The organism is Sphingobacterium sp. Ag1 (assembly GCF_000988325.1).
GTDB lineage: Bacteria > Bacteroidota > Bacteroidia > Sphingobacteriales > Sphingobacteriaceae > Sphingobacterium.
This window is the reverse complement of the sequence record NZ_LBGU01000033.1, coordinates 43181-64101: the sequence shown is the minus strand read 5'-3', so window position 1 is coordinate 64101 and position 20921 is coordinate 43181. Positions and strand designations below refer to the sequence as shown.

Below are 20921 nucleotides of genomic sequence, written 5' to 3'. Positions count from 1 at the left end.
ATGACAGAATTTGAATTATACAACAAACTCCAAGAAATGTCTAAATTATTGGATGACTATCAAAAAGGTAAAATTGAAAAATCAAAACATGATTGGGGCAAAGAAATTTTGAAAGAATCTCAAGAAATTCTAAGAAAAAGTCATGTAGTTGGGGCTATGGGCACACCATGTCCATGTTGCCAAGGAAGTGGACGATCATAACAAAAAAATTCCCCAAACATTACACGATGCTTGGGGATTTAAAAAAACAGGGCAAGGGTTTCACCTGCAAATGCCTTTCGCTGTATCGACCGATCAGGTGCAGGGCATGGCATTCGCCCACTCCGATTTCCTGAAAACAACTAAGCTATTTTCTAGCTTCCTGTTCCTTAATTGTCTTCCGAACTCAATTCATTGATCAAATCAATTTCTTTAATCACCTCCTGCCAATACTCGGAATTTTCAGAAATCATCCTAATTGATTCTTTTGCATTATCCTTTGCTGCATTAGTCGGATTCCAATAAATATCAGTTTCAGCCCAATAGTCAAAATAGTACTTTACTAGTTCAAAAGCTTTTTCCTTTGGTGTCTTTGCCATACTTCAAATATAATTAAATAAATGTTGGTGTAAACCCACCCTGATAAGTACCAGGCACTGGAAGCATAATATCTCCTGCATTATCGTGATCATCACTGTACTTATTTAGTATTTCCCTCATAGACTGGTACCAATTCTTTGAAAGGTCGCTTACAACTAAAGAAGGTCTAACAATAACATGGAAACCACCTCTAGTTTGGACAATGGATAATGCTTCTTGATTTACAACCCGATTTATTTCACCTTTGGCATATAAAAAATCATCAGGATGGCAATCAAAGTCAAAAGATACGAATTCAGATCGACTCTTAGCTTTTTGTATTTCGCTCATAACCTCCTGATATGGATGGAATCCATTATAAGGCTGCAAAGCCAAATCTAACAATTTACGAACGCTAGCCGTATTTGCCTTTGTAAAACTTCTAGGGTTTATTGTTATGTATAGCGCCAATGCTTCCTGCGGCACTACAATGTCCTTTTGCATATAAGCTCCGACAGGGCATTCCAATTGTCTGATTTTTGACAATAATCTTTCTTTATTGGATGTAAACCTTTTTAGCTGGGCCTTATCACTCCTAATATGCGGCAAATGTGTCGAATCCTTCACGTATTTACTTCTCGCGAAAAGACAACAATAAAATGTCTCGTCGGACTTTAGATCTGGCAACCAATCAATGAATTGTTTTAATACCGATTCATCAGTAATGACTTTGTAGTTTTTCATTTTATCAAGTATTATTAATCTTCCAATACTCCATCCGTATAACCAAAGATAAAACCATAGCTTTGATAGCTTTCCGTAATTATGGCCCGGTAAACAATAGATCCAAGACGTGCGTCAAACCCTTCTTCCTGAAATTTAACTTTTGCTCCTCTTAGCGCTAGTATTGCCCCTGACTTCAAAGCGATATTCAAAATATCCTTTTTGCTAGATACTTGGGTCATTGTATCCATGCTCTCCTTGAACGTCGCACGGTGTTCCCGAAAATTGACTGTTGTGATAGGCTTGGCGACTCCTTTGCCTTTGATCAATAGATCAAGAGAGGTATCTAGGACATTTGAAATTTTACACAAGGTCAAAGGGTTAGGGAATGCCCGACATTCTTCATAAGCTGCCAATGTAGCCCTCTTTATTCCCAGTTGGATAGATAGATCGTTTTGACTTAAATCTTTCTTCTTACGAAAGGATTTGAGGTTATTTGATAATCTTGTTAATATAGCACCTTCAGCGGTGTCTCTTGGTTTTGTACTCATGATTTTTACTAATTTAAAATTCAGCGAAACTGTATTCTATGTAATTCATATCATCTCTCCTTTCTATCACTGTTGCTTTTAATTTTCCTTTTATTAACAACATATGAACCCAATCATCATTCTTATTAATAGACTCATATTCGGTGAATGTGCTTGGATGCTTAGGGTCAATCTCAAGTCTTTTAATGATATCTTGAAAAAAATCCATCACGATATTTCCTTTATTGTGACCTGTAATTTCCCGTTGCTTTCTAGTGTCAAAAGAAACTCGACAAGTGCAATTATCTATACCTCTTGCAGCGCCTCCCATACATCCAGGTATATAGACTTTTCCGGCAATAGGGTCATTGACAAAGTGACAATACATATCTATTTACTCCTATCGGTGATTGTTACTTGTTTATATTCAGCTCTGCCTTGTTTATTGATATATTCAGTTCTGCCGCTGCAATCGCTCCAATAAACATATCTCTCGTCTTTGAATCGATACATCTTACACCCATTCTTTTCAAATAGAAGCTCTAACGTGATGTTATTAGAACGTGTCACCTCGGTTTGAATTGGATCAGACACACAAGAACTAAAGACAGTAAGTGCGACAGTTATAAATAATATTGATTTCATTTTTATTTTCTCCTATAATGCCGTTGGGCAAGTTTATGTTGTTGACGAATGTATTTAGGCTTCTTTTCTTTAGCTGGTTGATAGAAGGGAGCAAATGATTTGCCGGCCGCACTTATGACACTTTGTAAGTCTTCTTTTTCAATGATGGTCTTTTGAGCTACCCGCTGTAGACCTTCCATAGCATCAAATAGATCAAGCCCTATATTGTTTAAAACAATAATGTAATCTTGCAATTGTATTAGCTGGCATCCCGTTAGCCTAAGATTAGCACCTATAATCATTAACCTTCTCACAGCTATTTAATTTTATGCCAAAAATTGATCATAAAACTGCCCAGGAAAACATGTATTAAAATGAACATGATCTTTTCTAAGATGGATTTGCAGTCCTGTAAGCAGTCCAACATCAAATCTTTATGCATGGCCATTGAAGCCAAATTAAGTGCAATAGTGACTAATGAATAGACCATTGCAAAGATTCCCAAGGTTTCTTTAATTAATTCCATATCGTTTATACTTAATTGATTCAAAATTTTATTCCATAAGAGGTTTAAAAAAGATCCGCGAGAAGCTGGGAGAATCCCGCGGATAATAACCAATTACAAACCTAAATATGAAAAGGAGTGGAGAAGGGCGGACTTGAACCACCGACCCTAGGCTCTAACCAACTGAGCTACTTCCCCAAAAAACAGTATCGCAGGTAAAAAGGACGATGAAGTGGGACAAATTGTACAAAACCCGTGCGCCCTTGGGAAAGCATTTATTCCCCCCTTTTTGTTTCATTATTTACTCACCCCAGCCCGTGGGGAATACTGTTTTTTAATTCTTTCTTTCAAAAAACCGAAGGGGACCGGGCGATCCCCTCGGCTAGCCATATATTAACCTATTTTATGAAAAGAGTGGAGCGAGCAGGAATCGAACCTACCGGAAGTCCGCTGGTCTATGCATCAACCATCAGGCGCATCCTTCCTAAAACCTGACATTTAGTGTTCCTAACACTTTCGCCCCAGGTTCCCACGATCCAACCTCACGGCTGTAAGTGGGCTTTTCCCAATAAATGGGAGATTTAATGAAAACATCTTTAAAAGCAAGGGCAGGGTTTTACCTGCATATCTTCGTCACCACTTTACATCGGGTGCTGTCTCCGGTTTGTCGTATTTACCTCCAATAACCACAAATACGTTGCGTGCGTTTAATTCCGCCACCTTGCTTTATGTTTTTAAAAACCATCGGTTGGACTCCTACTCTGCATCTCGGAATCATTACCTATCACCAACCGATGGTTATATTTTCAAAGAACAATCTTTAGCGGTCTATACGGGATTCGAACCCGTGATCTCTCGGCTGACAACCGAGCACTCTAACCAACTGAGCCAATAGACCGTTTGCATTTTTATTATTACTCTGGAATGCTAACCACGAGGATTCGTACAATGTACCAGAATCGAACTGGTGTTTTTAGGCTGAAAACCTAACGTCCTAACCCCTAGACGAACATTGCGTTTGGCATACTTTACAGATTTCAAAGCCGATTACTGGAAGGCTCGCCGCCTGGTCCAGATCTTACATCAGAACGTTCTTCACGTTGTGGTATGCCAGCACTTTAGATTTCAAAGAAAAACGACTGTCGCAGGCTAAGAGGATGATGTGGTCACCCTTGACCGAGCATTTACGGTCGCCTTATCGTGTTTTGATTCACTCACCATGTTTCAGGAACAGTCGTTTTAATATCTTACCCAAACCGATTACGTATCGTTAATCTTCTCGAACATTTGGTTATCGTTTCAGTATTTCAAAGGTAAAAACAATATTTCATATATGCAAATAAAACTATATATCATTTATAAAATTATGATATATTTTTTTCGACACGTTGATTAGGTAGCTCTAAATCCTGTTTGGACTCTTCCAGGATCTGCGCCATTTCAGCATCTACATCGGCAACCTCACCTAATAAGGTCATGGCTGTCTTACGGCTCATAAGCTTTGCAGCTACTTGTTTCGTGATATTACCGATCACCTCGCCTTTATCAACTGGTAGAGCATCTTTAAATTTAACATTGGGACGCACATTTATCATATCCGCCAATTCTTCCGGGCTAAACTCGATCAACATCTTTTTGATTACGTTTAATCGGCGAATGATCATTTCTTTGAAACGCTTTTGGGCTTTATTACCTTTCATCTGTGGCCCCATAAACAGGAGACGTAAAGCAATGCCGCTCGTACCGTTGCTCATAAGCTTAGACATGGTGTTAAAACCAATATCCGGAGTGTTGGTAATGTCGAACTGCTCCTGCTTGATACGATCGAATTCAAGTGTTTTAGATTCGACCATGGATTCGGGCTGAGCAAAGGAGATACTACCTCGGCCACCGTTTTCGCCTTTGACCTGGATAACCTTTGCAACTTCTCCTTTAGAAGGAAGACTATCGGCATCACCTTCAACAACCATGGCAGGATCGCCGTAATAATCATTTGTATCGGAGAGGTTGGAGAGGTTATTCTCTTCCCGATCAGAAAGCGGCTGCACATCGGCCCATTCTGGACGCTTTTGGCTGTGATAAACGATTGAGACAAACTTATATCCCTCTTTCGTTTCAACCTCCCATTTACCGCCGTCCGGCTGTTTACCAAGAATAATCGAGTCAGCTGTATAAAGTTCAAAATGAAGCGTATTAATATCGGTAATAGGATCTTTTGATGAATATTTTCGTCCAAGGCCGATGAAGTCGTCATGTTCATCCCAAATCGGGTAAATATCGTCTCCATTCTCTTTACAAAGCAACATCATACCAGGCCGGCGGGTACTTCCTTCAAGTATGGTACCGTTCCAGTAGTTTTCATCAGGATAATCATACCAAAGCTCTGCACAATGAGTCTCAACCATACGGCGCTCAACAATATCCTCATTTTTAAAGGATAGCTTATTGTCGTCCCAAACCTTTTTTATAAGATCAAAGAATTCATTTTCCTGATCATTCTCACTTGTGTATTCTATAGCGATATCAGCCCCGCATTCGAAAAAGATCGCAGATTGGACTATCTGTTTTTGTCGGGCAAGCTGAAGCCTGTTGACCTGGACTTCATCATATTGAATACTTGTCTTAATTTGACCAGTAATTTCATCAGTATATTCTTCTCCCTCAAGCTCCAATTTACGATTCTCGCGCTTGGTTGGATCGTTTACATCGTGGAGAAACGGATCATATTGCATTAGGGCCTGATCAACACTTATTATGCTGCTTCCTAATTTAATTCTTCGCTCTGACTTACTGATAACCTCATACGTTTTCGTGAAATCACCGCTGTCGATCAATGTTTTTAACTGTTCTCTTGTCATCGTTTTACTCTTCTTTTTGCTGGTCCAGTCTTAAGTTTTGATACTGCATTTGTTGTCTTTCTCAATGCGTCAGGATCTTTGCTTGTAAGGCGATCAAACGCATATCGTATTGCATCTATTGTATGGTTCCATTTATCAATGGGTATACCTGCTTTTTTATCATTCCAGATGTAGTTCTTGAGTTCCGTTCTAACGTTATTGCTCCGCGAGGTGTAGACTATGGTATAATCCTTCATTTTCAAGAGGGATGCCGCAACCGATCCGGGAGCCTTCCAACATTCGATTATGTTTAATTTACCAAGCTTCTTTATATCTGCGATTAACCTGTCTTCCGAGCTATCCCCAACGATCAAATCATTAGGATGCTTAATCCTAGATTTGTTTATTTCGATAAGCTCATTGGTTCCAAGGTCCTTTTTATCGCAATACTCCTCGTCTACATAAATTCGCATCTTCTTTCTATCGACGGCAACACGTATGAGTGTATCCGGATCGACAGAGAAACCGTAATCCTGTCCATAACAATAGGGGAGGTATTCATCAAATTCACCTTCCTCAGTTTTAGGAAGAATAACACCTTCTTTGATATCTGCCCAGCGACCAATAACGACGTTTGCATACTTCGTCATTTGGAACTTCGCCCTATCAAATTTACCCAACGCATCAGTGGCTTGTCTAATCGACTCCTGCTTTATCTGCTCGATACGCTCAAGGAAGTTGTCCGCAAGATTCTCCAAGTTATCCAAATAACTTGTATGTATATGCAGCACATTTGGGTGAGTCGAAATCTGAACATCTACTCCGTCAATCGTTACAATCTTGTGGGTGTCCTTGATATACTGCTCATAAACGAAATGGGAGTCGTCCGTAGGGTTCATGATCAGAATTATTCTGTTTTGAATACCCTTTTGACGAATGGAGAGCATTAGCTTTTCGTAGCTATCGAAATCGGTCCACTCCTCCATCTCATCACCGACAAATGTCGTAAGCCCTTGTATTGACTTTAGCTTTGCTGTTTGATTGCCGGATCCTGTCTTGATACCACGGAACATGATCGGCACCTTGGAGAACTTATTTATGATATTGTTCTTCTTGACTTCAAAGAAATTCGAGGTACCCTCAAGGTCGATTTTCTCCTGGAATTCTGGAATAACAGAATCGGCAGCAGATGACATCGTATAACGCGAAAAAAGTATACTATGACCTTTTTCAAAACTCAATCTTTCAAGGAACAAGGAGCCGTTAAAGGATTTACCCGAACCACGGCCACCGGTTATGAGGATAATGAACTTATCCGTGTTTTCGTACAATGGTATGTACGGAGGAGCAATTTTGATCTTAGGACGTGTCCTAGTTATCTTCTTCCTCTTCGTTGTCGAGATCTTCGGTGTTATCTTCTCCCTCGTTACCGTCATCTTCATTATTTGCTTGTAACCACGACATAATATTGATACTACCATTAAGCTCCTTACCGTTCGACGTTACATCTAGCTTCTTACCGTCAATAACTTTTTTACGCCATTCCTCATCGTAATTGAAAAGGAGGGTAGCTAAAGCTTGAGCATTCGGGGCCAGTTCCTCGGTAGTTTCTAAAACGATCATCCCATCTGGGTGAATGTCAGATTCATCATCGAAGCGACTAGGGATCTTTCTTGTAACTGTTTTACGCTTTAGACCTCCCAAGGCAACGCCAATGTACTTTTGACGAACTGCTGAAATGATCTTGGATCTTCCGCGCGCTAAGGCTTCGGATATGTTATCATACTTTGATTTAAGTTCACAGAAGTAAGTAACATTCAATCCCAATTCGATTGCAATCTCTTTATCCGTCAATCCCTTCAAAGCATAATTCTCGCAGGCATTGGAAAAACTCTCGCTTTCATATTCGTACTTGCAATCTGCCATGGGAATTAATCTAACTGATACCAAATAGTTGCTGAGATTCCAGCTTCTTTTAAAACTTTCTCTGCAGCACTTTGTGCCGCTGTTCTAGCATTTGCGTTCACTGAGTCTGTTTGAAAAAACGCGAACCGATATCCTGAAAAGACACCTTTCATAGGTTCGCCGAAAGAGACTTGACTATGTAATTGAAGCCATCTGTATTCTCGTCTTCGCCATCCATCCACTTTAAAGACAACAGTATCCATATTGATCGGGCCAACATCTTTTGTTTGCTCTGCGGCTTCATTTGCTGCCAATTTTGCACTTTTAAAAGCTTCTAAAATTTGTTCTCTATCCATATCACTTTCTATATTTTAAACGGTTAGTCTTTTTGTTCCTACTGGCACCGGTCCCGAAACGTTCGCCGTATTCTTTGGGAGTCAATGTCCGAGCAATGATCTTAACTGGCTCGGGATATTGAAAGTGAGTATTTTTAATTTCAAATACCGGATTAGTTGAAAATTCAGGCGATTGGCCATTATCGTCGACAGCCTTACTTAGCCTTGACGAAAGCATATAGCCCACAATGATAAAAGCTATTGCTAATAGATTAAATCCTGTTACCACCATACTATACCTAGGTAAATAAGCCATAAGATGATTAGGATTGCCAAGCCAAGGCAGCTGCTGAAGAAGTCTCCTATATCCCCAGAACCTTTAAATAGTGCAGCGATGATGAATATCGAAATAAATATCATTATCACTAGGTGCCATGTTAGAGTTATAACCATAATTTAATATCTTTTAGTAACTAATTATATCATTATCAGATAGTGAGTGTATCACAATCCAAGTTTTTTGCTTTCATTTGGTAGCGTGGACAATTCGAAGTCATAACCGGTGTATGTTGAACTTCCGCATGCAACCGTGTAAATACATACGCCATTTGGTCTGAGCTCTATATCGGTAACTATCCACTGTTCCTGATTGACATCCGTTTTCAAGTAAACAAAATCCCCAAATGTGAATGCGGTATAGTGAACGTGTTTTTTATGTATATCATTCATAAATTTTTGATATATATCTAGCCAAATTTTTAACTAAAAATGCGCTCTGCAACCTCTTCACCCTTGATTATCTTGTCGTATAGATCTTTTCCAAGGGCTTCCATAAATTCAGCTTTGTTCTGGAAACTATCAAACGATAGTATGACGGTTGGTTCGCCTTCCCATTTTTCATCAACTTCCTGGCTGTATTTTTCCTTTTTTGCCTTAACTTCTTCTTTTGTCAGCGGGGCAGAAGGCGGCGTTAGCATATCAGCTTTCTTAATGATGTCAGTGAAGTCAACACTAGGCGTATCAAGCGATAGCATTGTCAAATCATATTCATCCAATCCAGCCAAAATAGGATCGATGTCTGTGATGATATTGGCCATTAGATCGCTATCGAATTCACCTTGAACAGATTTAGAGTTGAGAAATATGTTTTGCTCTTTTTCTTCTTTGTCTGTTAAATTTACTTTTTCTACAGTGATATCGTAATCGTTTGCCGGATATTTATTGATCTCATCCAGGATTGAAACCTTTTGATGACCACCAACGAGATTGCCTGTTGCTTCATTCCAAATTACACCGCCCATCATTCCGAGTCGTTTGATATTAGCCTTTAGCTGCTTTCTAGCTTCAGCTGATATTTTCCTTGGATTATAATGCGCTAGTGTGATCTGTGATCTTTTTAGCGTTATTGGTTCCGATGATTTATGCTTGTTCGTACTCATATTCAAATACTATTGCTTCCGCTTCCGGATATTCATTTAAGACCTTTCTATAATCTTCTGGGGAATGCCGTTTACACCAAAGGAGAAAATTGATATCCCCCGGGGTTACACCTTGAGATTGATGCCTAGGATCATATACAGTCGGTCTCGGCAATTTCATTTTATCAATGTAAGCCAGTACATGTCCGTTCTTCCAATTTTCAATCGGGTAGACATTTTTTGTTTTTGCATTATATCCAGGGGCGCCCTCTTTTTCCAACCCCATCATCATCAATCGGCGCTGCAGACCGTCGGTTCGCTTAAAGCCGAAACACGCCCATTCAATACCAGTTTCCTTTTTTACATCTTTGGCGATCTGTGACAGAGTGCGTCGCTTCAATTGCTCACCACCAGTATAACCCAAATAGTTTTGCTTTTGATATCCATACAAGGCAAAGTGCGGCCGATCAATGAAAGTTATATTTTTATAACGCGCTTTATGGGCTTTCTTGAAAGCTTCTATATGAGAAAGGTCTTTGACCGTGTAGAGGTAAACGCTTACCACTCGATCAAAGACCTTACAACACAAATCAGTAAGCAAAATAGAGTCTTTCCCATTCAAAGAGCTGAATAGGATAATCTCGCTTGTTACTGAACGAATTTGTTTCAATATGGTGATAGGCGAACTCATGCAAATTATCTACGCACTCGCCTAAAACCACTGTCTTGAGATCTAGAATCTCGTCTTGCCGCTGCATTTGATGGTGTGACAGTTGTAACACCACTGTTGGACCTACGAATTTGATACCTAGGCCTTGCGCTTCGTCTTCGTTGTTCTGCTGTTTCTGCCATGTTCGGAAGTATTAAAATTAGTTTCTAATACCTCGCCTAATTCCAGAACAAAACATTCATCACCTTTTTGAAATCCTTCAGGAATATCATTCCAAAATTCAACAATATAGATGTCTTTGAGTTGTATTCTCATCGTCTTTCTATTTGTCGAATATCCAACCGCTAAAATGATTTCTTTGATCTCTTTCAAATGGGCATATTCACCCTGTTCATTTTTAGTGCTGAACATTTTGAAATAATGCTCACTCAGACTTCTGTATTCCTCTTTCTTAGTACCAGCAAGTATTTCATTGAAATATTCTTCCTTGATAATGAGGATAGGTATTTTTTGCGTTTTTGCCATCATAAAAATTAAGCAAGGCTTTAAAGTCCAAATTTACCCTAAAGCCTCTTTTATATTGGATTTATAAAGATCAATGAATGATCGAAAATATTTTCTATCGCTATTATAGCCGTTGTCTAAATGTAACTAGAGATTGCAAATTCGTAAGATACGCGCGCAAGAGGGGATAGGCATTTTGATTAAATTTTAGTTGCCTGGAACTAAATGGCCGATCAGCCAAAAAATAAGGGCTGCTTATAATTTGTGTTTTCATACTTTGTGTGTGTTACCTTCACGAAAGTACAAATCAATATTTATATATGCAAATTATAATATATAACTATTCTTCAATGAATTCATTAATGTTATTCCGTAACTCTCGAAGAACATTCTTAGCGGATTCTAAATCGCTATCCAAAATTCGTTGTGTACCGGTCCCGGACTCTACGCCCCCAAGTTTATTTTGAAGTTTGTTCCGAGCAACGTTAGTCGAAAGATTTGGATACATCTGTTTCGCTAATTCCGATTTTACTAAGATTGGATTGTTATTCAAAAATTCTTTTAACTCCATAAGACAAATATATGCATTTATAAATATATAGTACAATGTTCTTGCTAACACTGTGTGCAAAAACGTGTGCAGTTATTTTCAACTAAATAAAAAAGCGCTGAAATTCAAGTATTTAAACTTAATTTTTCAACGCTTTTGTGACCCCGCTGAGGCTCGAACTCAGGACCCACAGATTAAGAGTCTGTTGCTCTACCAACTGAGCTACGAAGTCATTCGATAAATCAAATGTAAGATTCACCAAAGAGAAAGTCAAGTGGAAAAGAATATTTTTTTGACTTTTATGACATTCAAGCGAGATTTTTGGCAGCTGCTTTATAAAAAAACAGACTCAAATAAGTCATTTAAACTAATTATTTTTTCGCTCTATAATGTCTTGTTTCCTTGCCACAGCAATCTTTCCCATAATCATTGGTTTAACTTCCATTTTTATTGGTTTATCCAGTTGTATTTTACTCCCCTTTTTGATTGGAATCACAACAGTTTTATAGCCTAACATCTGTGCACGGAGCTCTTGATCTACCCGAAACAGAGCTTGCGGTACCCAAAGTTGAAAATTTCCATTTTCATCCACTTGCGTACGGTAATTTCCTAAGGACACCTCTGTTCCCATCATACTTACATCGCTTCCAGCACAAACTACTTTTCCTTTTATGCTTACTTTTGTGCTATCGGGGCTTCCTTTTAATGTTGAATTATCATTTGTTGATGAGCTAATCTGCCCCTGCTGCTTTATCTGATCATTTTCTGTTTTTGTTTGGACAACGACAACTTCTCCAGTCAATTTGTTTTGTGCTTGAGCAGCATGAAAGTTCAAGGATCCAACCAACAAGAGTCCCGCAGCGATCCCCGGCCATCTTCCTTGCCAAATAGGGTTTTTAGAAAAAGAAAAAGGGACATCCAATTCACGCATCAACTGATCTTCATAAAATCGACCACATAGCCCTCTACCGGCTTTTTTTATTTGATCCACAATTTCCTGATCATCCATCTGTGAAAAATCTACAACCATCTTCTCACATTGACCACAAAAACGCCCTTGTTCTTGTGGCGTCATCTTATCCCAATCTGCAGAGCAAGAGTCCTTCACTTGTAATATAATCTTTTCCATGTTGCCTCCTTTTTATATTTTGAGAAGGGATGCAGGAAAATCTACAATTGCATAATGAAACAGCAAAAAAAATCACTACATACTGATAAACAGGCAATTAATAATACAACTTGAAATTATATGTTGACTCTTTAGGGAAAGGATGTCCCGAATGAAGTACATCATACGCTGAAGGGCAATGTGGCGGAAATCGGAAGATCAGGTTCATAAAAATGCCCCCAGAAAGTATCTAACTTTTTGGGGGCACTGCAACTTTGGACAGTTTATTTAAAGTAAGTAATGCTAGCGCAAACTTCTTTATTTTATAGTGTCAAGAATTTCTTTTATAGCTCTTTCCAACTGCGGATCTTTATTTTCCATCCGATCTTGCACGGTATTTTTTACAAGAATATCTGGGGCAACTCCAGTTTGTTCGAGATCCTGACCATCAAGCGTATAACATCCCCAAGACGGAAGTCGATAGTTTGATCCATCGACTAAGCCTTTAGCAGAAGTAAAAATAATCCAGCGATAGGTCTCATTACCGATGATTTTCCCCAACTTAAGTGCTTTAAAGCCCGCTGCAGTCATTTCAGCATCACTCAGCGATTGCTCATTAATCAATAAAACAATAGGCTTGGCAGATGGTGCAAAATTACTTTGTGGCGCACGTTTACCACCTCGGTATTGCCATTGTAAGTAAGGGCGTTGTGACAGGAATCGTAAAACTTCATCGTGTACATTTCCGCCTGTATTATAACGTAAATCTAAAATAATCCCTTGTTTGTTATTCTCCTGTTCGGCCATGTCGATCAAGAACCGCTGTAACTCAGTATCCGACATATTTTTCATATGTGAATATGCTATCTTATTGCTACTCAACTGATCAACTCGACTTCGGTTTTCTCTAATCCATTGGTCGTAGAGGAGGTCTCTAAACATGGCGCTTGATACCGGACGAATGTTTGTCTGAATTTCCTTGCCATTACGATTCAAGGTCAATTGAATTTCTTCTTCCAGTGAAGGCCAAGTAAAATAACTATCGCGGTCTGCCTGCGTATTCAATTTTGTTCCATTAATCGCTATGAGGATATCACCAGCCTGAATATCAGCTTCTTTCTTTGCGGCGGGGCCATTCGGAACAATATAGCTGATCTTGTAAGGATTGCTGGAATCATAGGTCACACCGATTTCATTCGTTACAAAACCAAACGGCTTACGTTCTTCCTGTCCCATTGAACTGAAACCCAGATGCGACGAATTGAGCTCGCCCAACATATCATTTAAGAGGATGCGCAAATCTGTCCTATCGTTGATACCTGGAAGATATTTTTCATATTTCTTTTTTATCGCAACCCAATCCACTCCATGGAAGTTGCTATCGTAGTAATTTTCCTCCAGATTGGCCCATGTTTCATAAAACATTTGATTGAACTCTTTCTCGAGATCCCGATTGAATTTAAAACTCATTGTAACCGCATCAAGCTTATTCAAGTCAAGATTGTATTTCTGAATCGTTCCTCGGGTCAATACGAAATATTTTCCCGCCGACTCTACAAAATGCTCCATGCCTCCGTCAGCGACTTTTTCGGTTTTGGCTGGTGTAAATAACTCATATACGGTACGATATGTACTATATTTCCCTTCATGATTGGATGAATAGAACAAATAGGATTTATCCCCCTTTTGTATCACCAAAGGATCAGATTGTGTTCCAAATGCAGGACTCACTTGCTCAATTCGATCACGCAGTCCTTCTAAATCCAATTGGACCAAACCAGCTTTCTTGGGTTCGGCTACTGGTATTGCGGTTGGCTTGCCCTTATCGGCATCATTTTTCTTTTTATCCTTAGCGCCAGCTTCCTTCTTAGCTGTACCAGTTTTATTTACTGTTGTATCTTTCTTTTCGGGTGTTACAAATAATTCATCAAACTTTGCACTACGGTAAGGTTGGTCAAAGTTGGTCAATGCCATTCGGAAAATGCTGGAGTTTTGCATACCGGTAGGATAAGAAGGCTTAGTCCTATTACTCGCAAAATAAATATATTTACCATCAGGAGACCAATATGGTGCTGCTTCTGTAACTCCTGTATTTGTCAAATTAGTCGTTTGCTCATTTTTCAGGTTATACACAAAGATATCCTGTTCAAAATTGCGCATAGCTGTGAATAAAAGATAGTTTCCATCAGGGGAGAATGAGGGCGAAGAATTTTGAAATGCCCAGATTTCATCTTTAACAACTGTTTGGCTCTTCAAACTTGTCAAATCCAATATACGTACTTCATCACGACCACTGAGGTACACAGCTTTTGTCCTATCTGCATTGCATGTAATATCACGGTTGTTACGCAGATCTTGTGTCAATTGCTTTACCTCACCTTTACCGTCTGCTGTGCGTGAAAACCAGTTTTGATAGCCTTGATACGTTTGGCTATAGAGTAATGTTTTACTGTCTTTAAGCCATTTAACCTCCATGACACGTTCTCCCTGACCAGGCATCTGACGAACAAACTTTCCTTCAATATCCGAAACGAACAATTCGCCACGTGATACAAATGCCATTTTCTTTCCGTCCGGAGAAACGTCGAAATTACTGATGTTACCTGAAATGTTAAACTCTTTCAGCTTGCCTAGCACCTGATTGCGGTTAAGTGCGATGTTGGGCTGTACGGTTTTCTTTCCATTGACATCATAAATATAAAGCTGATAGCCCTTTTCAAATGCAACTTTAGTACCGTCTGCTGCGACAAACGGACGTTTGATTGATTCTTGGAAAGAAGTCAATTGGGTTTTCGACTTTCCCGTTAGTTGATAAAGGTTGTACTCACCATTGTTTTCGTCGGACACATAGAATATGTTTCCTTTTTGGTCCACAGTGGGCCAAAAATCCTTACCGATATAATCTGTATACTGTTGAAAAGCCTTTGTTTTGGGATCATAAGACTTGATATCTGGATTGAAAGCACCTTTATATCGCTTGCGGTTCGCCGCGCTATAGCCTTCCCAGCTGTCATTGAATAACAATTCTCCCGAAGGAGTTGGCACCACGTTACTGATATAATTAAAGACATGTGGAAATAACCTTGTCGCCGTACCTCCATCCAAAGCAACTTGATAAGCGCTCATTCTATTGTAACGCGATGATGTGAAATAAAGCGATTTGCTATCCCAGCTCCAGCTGTCCACTTCGTCCGAAGCATCATGCGATGTCAGCTGCCGTATATCTCCACCCGCCAAGGGCATTACATAGACATCCATATTACCGTTTTGATTGGCTGAAAAAGCCAACCATTTTCCATCTGGGGAAATTCTTGGATTGATCTCATTTCCTTCCATTCCTGTCAGCCGTACGGCAACACCACCTTGACTTCCAACTTTCCAAAGGTCACCTTCGTAGCTGAAAACCATTTCCTTTCCATCGGGACTTAAAGTCGGATGGGATAAAAACGTGGGTTGTTGGGCAATAACACAGGTTGCTCCAGCATAGGCTAGAACTGTACTTAAAATTAGTTTCTTTATCATGTTATCTAGGAGGCTAATAATTGTTTGCCAATACAAAGGTAGAATAGGTATTGAACAAATTACCATGAAAAAGTGAAGAATTTTATATTTTTATTCCCTCACTATATCAGCATTTAATTGTTGACTTCCTCCCGTTATTTCACTGCTATTATTTTCTAATGAAATGGAAGCCCAAACCTCTCCTATTTTTGACCACCATACCGAATATCTTTTTAAATTAAAGTATGCATAAAAATAAACTGAAACAAATGTGTCTATTTTCGGTTCCTATACAAGGAATGATTATGTACAATATATGATATTGAATAAATAGGTTTAGCCGAATTCAAAAAGCACATCGTATTATTTTCTTACCGGAAGATTGAGACAGAAGATAATTATCGAAACTAGCGCATATAATTATCATCACGCCGATATGCTATTTAAATATAGGCATATTTCGTATCCTTATTGCAACCTAAACGTTCAAATATTTTTTGAATCATTATATTTTTTATGGGATACTTATCCTTAACTTTGCACCCTCAAATCAGAAACTATGGACGCAACGTTAACTCACTCAGAAGAAGACCTTTATAAGAAAAGAAATCGCATAAGAATTGCGGTATCGCTTTTCTTTTTTTGCCAAGGGATCGCTTTTGCCTCTTGGGCAAGCCGCATCCCCGTTATTAAAGCTCATCTCAACTTAAGTGAGGGTCAATTGGGGACAATTTTACTAATGCTTCCAGTCGGACAACTTGCAACGATGGCTCTTTCAGGAAAATTAGTTACAAAATATGGAAGTGCTTCCGTTTTGCGTATCGTACCGATCGCTTATACCTTGGTCTTGTGCTCCATCCCCTTTGCACAGAATGCCTGGCAGCTAGGGGGTATACTATTTCTATTTGGCGTAACAGGCAATATGTGCAATATATCCGTTAATACCCAGGGCGTTGCAACGGAGCAGATTTTCAAAAAATCTATAATGACTTCTTTTCATGGGGCCTGGAGTATCGCTGGTTTCACCGGCGCACTAGTAGGCCTGTTAACGATGAATTTTGGCATGAATACCTTTTACCATTTTTTAATCATATTAGTCATTGTCGCAGTGAATACACTGATCAACCAAAAGTATTTGGTACCGGGCAAATCTCCTCAAAAGGAAAAGCGTAGTTTTTTCTCTAAGCCGGAAGGTGGCTTACTTCAACTCGGTATTATCGGATTTTTCAGCATGGCAACGGAGGGGGCAATGTTTGACTGGAGCGGGGTGTATTTCAAAGAGATCGTTCAAGCGCCAGAGAAATTTGTTGTCGTTGGCTACGCTTCTTTTATGATCATGATGGCTACGGGGCGTTTTGTTGGTGATGTTGTCATTCGGAAATTGGGCCGAAAAAGAACCCTGCAGTACAGTGGCCTGCTGATGTTCATCGGGATGATGACATCGGTTATTTTTCCTGAATTTATCATCTGTACCCTAGCTTTCATGTTGGTCGGAATCGGTGTAGCATGCAATGTTCCTTCCATCTACAGTATTGCCGGACAGAACAAAAATGTGCCCTCTGGGGTGGCTTTAGCCATGGTTTCAAGCATTAGCTACTTGGGCTTTTTAATGGGACCTCCTTTAATTGGGTATATTGCTGAAGCTTTTAGCCTACGCTATTCCTATGGTGTTTTTGCCTGCTTCGGACTATTGATGTTTATAATGGTTGGACGATTATCTTTATTCAAAGATACAAGCCAAACCTAATCGAGCTATGAAAGTATTTTCTTACTGAATTTAAATTTTGACCTGAAGAAATCTCGTGCTAAATGACATGCGTTTATTTTTCAAGACATAAGGCATTGCAAGTAAATAAAAACAAGCCGTACCAGTTCCTAAAATTGATCCAAACCAAACATCTTCTACAAAATGTTGTCCTAAATACACGCGAGAGTAGGCTGTCAATGCAGCGAGAAAAAATAAAGTTAGACCAAAAGCTTTATTTTTTGAGAGAATAGCTAACGTAGCCGCCAGCGCAAAGGCCGAAGTTGTATGTCCGGAAGGGAAGGAGTTAAAGTGCGCTACACGCAACCAAGAAACAACATGGAATGTAGGATCTCCATGAAATACGGTTGCCGGTCTATCGGCATCGAAAAGGTTTTTCAGAACACAGCAGATCAGTCCCGAGAAAATATAGGTCCCGAGGATAGCTCGAGCAAAATTCCATTGCTGTGTACAGCAGTAGGCAATAAAAATACCAATAACAAACAGACCGTCCCCAAAATAAGTCTGTATTGTAAAAAGAATATCGGCCCAAAATGCATGATGTGCATTTATAAAATGGAATGCATCTCCTTTCGGAATAAATACGACAACAGCTGTCATTAAGGCCATCCAAATGCCAAAGCAAGCAAAAAAAGCAGGGTTAGCTGCATATACCTTTCTAAATTGGTATAATAAAAATTTTCCCATTCAATCTATATTACCGGATTACAGGCCAAAAGTAAAATTGCTGTAAATAATTATCCGAAAATAATCATTCCATTAAAAATTTACAATTCTATTACCTATTTATTTTGATAAGAAAAGGAAAAGCTTTATTAATAAACAAAAAAAGCGATGGAAATCCATCGCTTTTCTCAGTAGCCCCGAGCAGAATCGAACTGCTATCAAATGTTTAGGAAACATCTATTCTATCCGTTGAACTACGGGGCCCTTTCAGAAGCCAAACTTAGGCTTATTTTATATATAAGTCAAGAGCTAGTCTAAAATCCTGTTATATTTTTTTAAAAAAGAAAGGCAGCCACTATATAGCCCCGTTATGCCAACGCGATTAACATTGACCATAGCCAAAATATATATCAAAATCGTTTCACGTACGATGGAATAGTCACGATCAACCGCAAATTTAGAACCTGTAAAATAGACTGGATTTAGAAAAGAAAAAATGGTGGAGGGAGAAGGATTCGAACCTTCGAAGCCGAAGCAACGGATTTACAGTCCGTCCCATTTGACCGCTCTGGAACCCCTCCAGCATTGTGCTGTTCTAGAATTGAACGTCGCAAAAGTAGCTTTTGATTTGCAAAACTGCAATAATTTTTGGGTATAAATCTGTAACTAGCGCAGTATGAATTCATTTATTTTCAAGCAACATATAAATGGTCTGTTAATCATCAGATCAACCTATCATTATTATAATAAAAACTTATTGTTATAATCTAGTCATAATAGATTTTGACGATAGTGTATTGGTAAAATCAATTCGCTTTTTGGATCGAGTTGCTGTATCTTTGTGTCAACAAAAAAAAGAAAGATATATTATGAGTTTCACAGGTAAAAGTTTTCCAAGCATTACAGTAGATGCAATTGATTATTTAGGCGACAATTTACAGATCAACATTTTTGAAAAAGCAGTTAAAGAAGGTAAAAAAGTGCTTTTATTTTGGTATCCAAAAGATTTCACTTTCGTATGTCCTACTGAATTACACGCTTTTCAAGAAGCAGCTGCTGAGTTTGAAAAACGCAATACAGTCTTAATCGGCGCTTCTTGCGATACAAATGAAGTACACTTTGCTTGGTTAAACACAGCAAAAGATAACGGTGGAATTGAAGGTGTTGAATATCCTATTTTGGCAGACACCAACCGCAACTTATCAAGTATATTGGGAATCTTAGATGTTCAAGAAGTTGAACATCCTGAATACGGAACATTGGCACAAGGTTCTGCAGTTACTTATAGAGCAACATATTTGATCGATGAAACTGGCCGTGTATTCCATGAATCAGTAAACGACATGCCTTTGGGCCGTAACGTTAAAGAATACTTACGTTTGATCGATGCTTACGCTCACGTACAGAAATTTGGCGAAGTGTGTCCTGCAAACTGGGAAGAAGGTAAAGATGCAATGAACGCAGATAGAAAAGGTGTAGCTGATTATTTAGCTAACCACTAACAATACAAGACCACAGCGTCTTTTCGACAGGAGCTTTTCCCGGCTCCTGTTGATTTCTCCAACAATCACCTTAAAAATAAAATCATGTTACAAGAATTAGAAAACGATAATTTACAAGAAATTGTAAACAATAACGATATTGTAATGGTTCAGTACTCCGCAACTTGGTGTGGTAACTGTAAAATCATGAAACCGAAATTCAAAAAACTGGCTGGCGAAAATGATAGCGTACCTTTTGTTATTGCTGATGCAGAAAAATTTCCTGAATCCCGCAAACTAGCAAATGTCAATAACCTACCCACTTTCGCTGCTTTTAAAAACGGTAAATTAGTCAATCAGGTACAAACAAATAAGTTAGACGCATTAGTAGAATTATTCAATGAAACTACCAGTAATTAAGCATTTGACAGAGTTCATCGAGCAGAATGATGTAGATTATGTCTTGGAAACAATCGAGACACTGGAAGCTTTAACCGAAGCTCCTTTGAAAGATGAAGAACTTGACGTTCTTGGTGAATTGATTTCAAACCTATACGGAGCTGTAGAGGTAGATAAATTAATTAAAGAAGGTAACTCCAAAAAAGACGCATTAAATATGTTTATGAAGCGTGTTCTAGGCGCCATTGATAAATAGTGTTTGGCCCCAAAAATATTCGTGTGAAACTTTCTTTAAAGGTTGTTCCTGTCGTTTTTGAGCATTTGAAACATAGAAACTAAAATCAATTGAAGTTTGTCAAACAAATATGCAATTGGATTTAGACCAATACAGATTTTTTTGAAGGTAGCGGAAAACCTATCTTACCTTAAATATCATTGTATTGCAGCATCTTAAACGCATGACGCCACTATATTATATGTTTTCCAAAAGCTAAAATGTTGACAAAATTTAGCAATGTGGAAAACTAATTAAGGTAATCTGACAGAACTAAATATTTTCTACATATATTTACTTATGTTAAAGGTTGCCACTTGGAGCGAAGCGACAAAATAACTATTCTCTAAAAATTCGTTTCAGGAAAAAATATTTTAATTGTTAAACGGAAATTCCAGCTTGATTGGGATTTCCGTTTTTTATTTATACCTATATTTTAATATTTAGCGATCTATCCCTTTACATCGTCACTCAAACTAGCTTCTTTTTATGGCCCTAAGTTTAATTAGCCTAATATCCGTAAGTCAAAGCAATATACCAACGTCACAAGTGGGCTAATTAAAGATTG

23 protein-coding genes and 6 tRNA genes are annotated in these 20921 nt (G+C 38.7%); 5 read left to right on the top strand and 24 right to left on the bottom strand.

Features of this window, described 5'->3' with window-relative positions:
- A complete protein-coding gene (locus AAW12_RS08680; protein WP_046673223.1) occupies nucleotides 1-201 on the top strand; it encodes a hypothetical protein in 201 nt (66 codons plus the stop codon).
- A gap of 167 nt (nucleotides 202-368) precedes the next feature.
- Here AAW12_RS08680 and AAW12_RS08675 read toward each other — a convergent pair whose 3' ends face one another.
- From AAW12_RS08675 to AAW12_RS08570, 21 genes are all read right to left on the bottom strand, one after another.
- Entirely contained in the window at nucleotides 369-578 is a 210-nt protein-coding gene (locus tag AAW12_RS08675) for a hypothetical protein (RefSeq protein WP_046673222.1), read from the bottom strand.
- A gap of 13 nt (nucleotides 579-591) precedes the next feature.
- On the bottom strand, nucleotides 592-1302 hold the full coding sequence (locus tag AAW12_RS08670; protein ID WP_046673221.1) for a hypothetical protein: 711 nt from the start codon (nucleotides 1300-1302) through the stop codon (nucleotides 592-594).
- 14 nt (nucleotides 1303-1316) lie between these two features.
- Nucleotides 1317-1832 carry a helix-turn-helix domain-containing protein gene (locus tag AAW12_RS25390; protein WP_053003587.1) on the bottom strand — a complete coding sequence of 172 codons (516 nt, stop codon included), beginning with the start codon at nucleotides 1830-1832 and terminating at the stop codon, nucleotides 1317-1319.
- A gap of 13 nt (nucleotides 1833-1845) precedes the next feature.
- A complete protein-coding gene (locus tag AAW12_RS08660; RefSeq protein WP_156167588.1) occupies nucleotides 1846-2142 on the bottom strand; it encodes a hypothetical protein in 297 nt (98 codons plus the stop codon).
- Nucleotides 2143-2458: 316 nt separating this feature from the next.
- Nucleotides 2459-2749 carry a hypothetical protein gene (locus tag AAW12_RS08650; RefSeq protein WP_156167587.1) on the bottom strand — a complete coding sequence of 97 codons (291 nt, stop codon included), beginning with the start codon at nucleotides 2747-2749 and terminating at the stop codon, nucleotides 2459-2461.
- A 2-nt stretch (nucleotides 2750-2751) separates the two neighbouring features.
- A complete protein-coding gene (locus AAW12_RS08645) occupies nucleotides 2752-2961 on the bottom strand; it encodes a hypothetical protein (RefSeq protein WP_156167586.1) in 210 nt (69 codons plus the stop codon).
- Nucleotides 2962-3079: 118 nt separating this feature from the next.
- Nucleotides 3080-3138, bottom strand: a tRNA-OTHER gene (locus tag AAW12_RS08640).
- A gap of 626 nt (nucleotides 3139-3764) precedes the next feature.
- Nucleotides 3765-3838 (bottom strand) — tRNA-Asp (locus AAW12_RS08635).
- Between the two features lie 46 nt (nucleotides 3839-3884).
- A tRNA-Glu gene (locus AAW12_RS26205) sits at nucleotides 3885-3956 on the bottom strand.
- A gap of 348 nt (nucleotides 3957-4304) precedes the next feature.
- Nucleotides 4305-5798, bottom strand: a complete 1494-nt coding sequence (locus AAW12_RS08630) for a phage portal protein (RefSeq protein ID WP_046673217.1) — start codon at nucleotides 5796-5798, stop codon at nucleotides 4305-4307.
- Nucleotides 5795-7213: a PBSX family phage terminase large subunit gene (locus AAW12_RS08625; RefSeq protein WP_084823117.1), complete on the bottom strand. Its 1419-nt coding sequence runs from the start codon at nucleotides 7211-7213 to the stop codon at nucleotides 5795-5797. The genes AAW12_RS08630 and AAW12_RS08625 overlap by 4 nt, the downstream gene beginning before the upstream one ends.
- Nucleotides 7149-7703: a hypothetical protein gene (locus tag AAW12_RS08620; RefSeq protein WP_053003585.1), complete on the bottom strand. Its 555-nt coding sequence runs from the start codon at nucleotides 7701-7703 to the stop codon at nucleotides 7149-7151. Before AAW12_RS08620 ends, AAW12_RS08625 begins: the two co-directional genes overlap by 65 nt.
- 5 nt (nucleotides 7704-7708) lie before the next feature.
- Nucleotides 7709-8038, bottom strand: a complete 330-nt coding sequence (locus AAW12_RS08615; RefSeq protein WP_046673216.1) for a hypothetical protein — start codon at nucleotides 8036-8038, stop codon at nucleotides 7709-7711.
- 1 nt (nucleotide 8039) lies between these two features.
- A complete protein-coding gene (locus AAW12_RS08610) occupies nucleotides 8040-8333 on the bottom strand; it encodes a hypothetical protein (RefSeq protein ID WP_156167585.1) in 294 nt (97 codons plus the stop codon).
- Between the two features lie 188 nt (nucleotides 8334-8521).
- Nucleotides 8522-8746 carry a hypothetical protein gene (locus tag AAW12_RS08605; RefSeq protein ID WP_046673214.1) on the bottom strand — a complete coding sequence of 75 codons (225 nt, stop codon included), beginning with the start codon at nucleotides 8744-8746 and terminating at the stop codon, nucleotides 8522-8524.
- Nucleotides 8747-8775: 29 nt separating this feature from the next.
- Complete coding sequence (locus tag AAW12_RS08600; RefSeq protein ID WP_046673213.1) at nucleotides 8776-9456, bottom strand: hypothetical protein; 681 nt, start codon at nucleotides 9454-9456, stop codon at nucleotides 8776-8778.
- Nucleotides 9437-10126 carry a phosphoadenosine phosphosulfate reductase family protein gene (locus AAW12_RS08595; protein WP_046673212.1) on the bottom strand — a complete coding sequence of 230 codons (690 nt, stop codon included), beginning with the start codon at nucleotides 10124-10126 and terminating at the stop codon, nucleotides 9437-9439. The genes AAW12_RS08600 and AAW12_RS08595 overlap by 20 nt, the downstream gene beginning before the upstream one ends.
- Before the next feature lie 117 nt (nucleotides 10127-10243).
- Nucleotides 10244-10633, bottom strand: coding sequence for an ASCH domain-containing protein (locus AAW12_RS08590; protein ID WP_156167584.1), 390 nt, complete (start codon nucleotides 10631-10633; stop codon nucleotides 10244-10246).
- Between the two features lie 685 nt (nucleotides 10634-11318).
- Nucleotides 11319-11391 (bottom strand) — tRNA-Lys (locus AAW12_RS08580).
- 135 nt (nucleotides 11392-11526) lie between these two features.
- Entirely contained in the window at nucleotides 11527-12288 is a 762-nt protein-coding gene (locus AAW12_RS08575; RefSeq protein WP_046673209.1) for a hypothetical protein, read from the bottom strand.
- Between the two features lie 297 nt (nucleotides 12289-12585).
- Nucleotides 12586-15789, bottom strand: coding sequence for a S41 family peptidase (locus tag AAW12_RS08570; protein WP_046673208.1), 3204 nt, complete (start codon nucleotides 15787-15789; stop codon nucleotides 12586-12588).
- A 538-nt stretch (nucleotides 15790-16327) separates the two neighbouring features.
- On the opposite strand from AAW12_RS08570, the gene AAW12_RS08565 reads away from it, so the two are divergent.
- Nucleotides 16328-17515 (top strand): MFS transporter, encoded by a 1188-nt coding sequence (locus AAW12_RS08565; protein WP_046673207.1) that lies wholly within the window; start codon nucleotides 16328-16330, stop codon nucleotides 17513-17515.
- Nucleotides 17516-17545: 30 nt separating this feature from the next.
- Here the strand turns inward: AAW12_RS08565 and AAW12_RS08560 are convergent, their stop codons facing one another.
- From AAW12_RS08560 to AAW12_RS08545, 3 genes are all read right to left on the bottom strand, one after another.
- Complete coding sequence (locus AAW12_RS08560; RefSeq protein WP_053003584.1) at nucleotides 17546-18220, bottom strand: phosphatase PAP2 family protein; 675 nt, start codon at nucleotides 18218-18220, stop codon at nucleotides 17546-17548.
- A 171-nt stretch (nucleotides 18221-18391) separates the two neighbouring features.
- Nucleotides 18392-18463 (bottom strand) — tRNA-Arg (locus AAW12_RS08555).
- A gap of 233 nt (nucleotides 18464-18696) precedes the next feature.
- Nucleotides 18697-18780 (bottom strand) — tRNA-Tyr (locus tag AAW12_RS08545).
- Nucleotides 18781-19068: 288 nt separating this feature from the next.
- On the opposite strand from AAW12_RS08545, the gene AAW12_RS08540 reads away from it, so the two are divergent.
- The 3 genes from AAW12_RS08540 (at nucleotide 19069) to AAW12_RS08530 (ending at nucleotide 20335) form a co-directional block, all read left to right on the top strand.
- On the top strand, nucleotides 19069-19701 hold the full coding sequence (locus AAW12_RS08540) for a peroxiredoxin (RefSeq protein ID WP_046673205.1): 633 nt from the start codon (nucleotides 19069-19071) through the stop codon (nucleotides 19699-19701).
- A gap of 84 nt (nucleotides 19702-19785) precedes the next feature.
- Nucleotides 19786-20100, top strand: coding sequence for a thioredoxin family protein (locus AAW12_RS08535; RefSeq protein WP_046673204.1), 315 nt, complete (start codon nucleotides 19786-19788; stop codon nucleotides 20098-20100).
- On the top strand, nucleotides 20081-20335 hold the full coding sequence (locus tag AAW12_RS08530) for a DUF6952 family protein (RefSeq protein ID WP_046673203.1): 255 nt from the start codon (nucleotides 20081-20083) through the stop codon (nucleotides 20333-20335). The genes AAW12_RS08535 and AAW12_RS08530 overlap by 20 nt, the downstream gene beginning before the upstream one ends.
- Nucleotides 20336-20921: the final 586 nt, after the last annotated feature.

What these genes read in the sequence shown, in the direction of transcription:
- AAW12_RS08680 (WP_046673223.1), top strand. Translation starts at nt 1, where the DNA reads ATGACAGAATTTGAATTATACAACAAACTCCAAGAAATGTCTAAATTA.
- AAW12_RS08675 (WP_046673222.1), bottom strand. Translation starts at nt 578, where the DNA reads ATGGCAAAGACACCAAAGGAAAAAGCTTTTGAACTAGTAAAGTACTAT.
- AAW12_RS08670 (WP_046673221.1), bottom strand. Translation starts at nt 1,302, where the DNA reads ATGAAAAACTACAAAGTCATTACTGATGAATCGGTATTAAAACAATTC.
- AAW12_RS25390 (WP_053003587.1), bottom strand. Translation starts at nt 1,832, where the DNA reads ATGAGTACAAAACCAAGAGACACCGCTGAAGGTGCTATATTAACAAGA.
- AAW12_RS08660 (WP_156167588.1), bottom strand. Translation starts at nt 2,142, where the DNA reads ATGGGAGGCGCTGCAAGAGGTATAGATAATTGCACTTGTCGAGTTTCT.
- AAW12_RS08645 (WP_156167586.1), bottom strand. Translation starts at nt 2,961, where the DNA reads ATGGAATTAATTAAAGAAACCTTGGGAATCTTTGCAATGGTCTATTCA.
- AAW12_RS08630 (WP_046673217.1), bottom strand. Translation starts at nt 5,798, where the DNA reads ATGACAAGAGAACAGTTAAAAACATTGATCGACAGCGGTGATTTCACG.
- AAW12_RS08625 (WP_084823117.1), bottom strand. Translation starts at nt 7,213, where the DNA reads ATGACGGTAACGAGGGAGAAGATAACACCGAAGATCTCGACAACGAAG.
- AAW12_RS08620 (WP_053003585.1), bottom strand. Translation starts at nt 7,703, where the DNA reads ATGGCAGATTGCAAGTACGAATATGAAAGCGAGAGTTTTTCCAATGCC.
- AAW12_RS08615 (WP_046673216.1), bottom strand. Translation starts at nt 8,038, where the DNA reads ATGGATAGAGAACAAATTTTAGAAGCTTTTAAAAGTGCAAAATTGGCA.
- AAW12_RS08610 (WP_156167585.1), bottom strand. Translation starts at nt 8,333, where the DNA reads ATGGCTTATTTACCTAGGTATAGTATGGTGGTAACAGGATTTAATCTA.
- AAW12_RS08605 (WP_046673214.1), bottom strand. Translation starts at nt 8,746, where the DNA reads ATGAATGATATACATAAAAAACACGTTCACTATACCGCATTCACATTT.
- AAW12_RS08600 (WP_046673213.1), bottom strand. Translation starts at nt 9,456, where the DNA reads ATGAGTACGAACAAGCATAAATCATCGGAACCAATAACGCTAAAAAGA.
- AAW12_RS08595 (WP_046673212.1), bottom strand. Translation starts at nt 10,126, where the DNA reads ATGAGTTCGCCTATCACCATATTGAAACAAATTCGTTCAGTAACAAGC.
- AAW12_RS08590 (WP_156167584.1), bottom strand. Translation starts at nt 10,633, where the DNA reads ATGATGGCAAAAACGCAAAAAATACCTATCCTCATTATCAAGGAAGAA.
- AAW12_RS08575 (WP_046673209.1), bottom strand. Translation starts at nt 12,288, where the DNA reads ATGGAAAAGATTATATTACAAGTGAAGGACTCTTGCTCTGCAGATTGG.
- AAW12_RS08570 (WP_046673208.1), bottom strand. Translation starts at nt 15,789, where the DNA reads ATGATAAAGAAACTAATTTTAAGTACAGTTCTAGCCTATGCTGGAGCA.
- AAW12_RS08565 (WP_046673207.1), top strand. Translation starts at nt 16,328, where the DNA reads ATGGACGCAACGTTAACTCACTCAGAAGAAGACCTTTATAAGAAAAGA.
- AAW12_RS08560 (WP_053003584.1), bottom strand. Translation starts at nt 18,220, where the DNA reads ATGGGAAAATTTTTATTATACCAATTTAGAAAGGTATATGCAGCTAAC.
- AAW12_RS08540 (WP_046673205.1), top strand. Translation starts at nt 19,069, where the DNA reads ATGAGTTTCACAGGTAAAAGTTTTCCAAGCATTACAGTAGATGCAATT.
- AAW12_RS08535 (WP_046673204.1), top strand. Translation starts at nt 19,786, where the DNA reads ATGTTACAAGAATTAGAAAACGATAATTTACAAGAAATTGTAAACAAT.
- AAW12_RS08530 (WP_046673203.1), top strand. Translation starts at nt 20,081, where the DNA reads ATGAAACTACCAGTAATTAAGCATTTGACAGAGTTCATCGAGCAGAAT.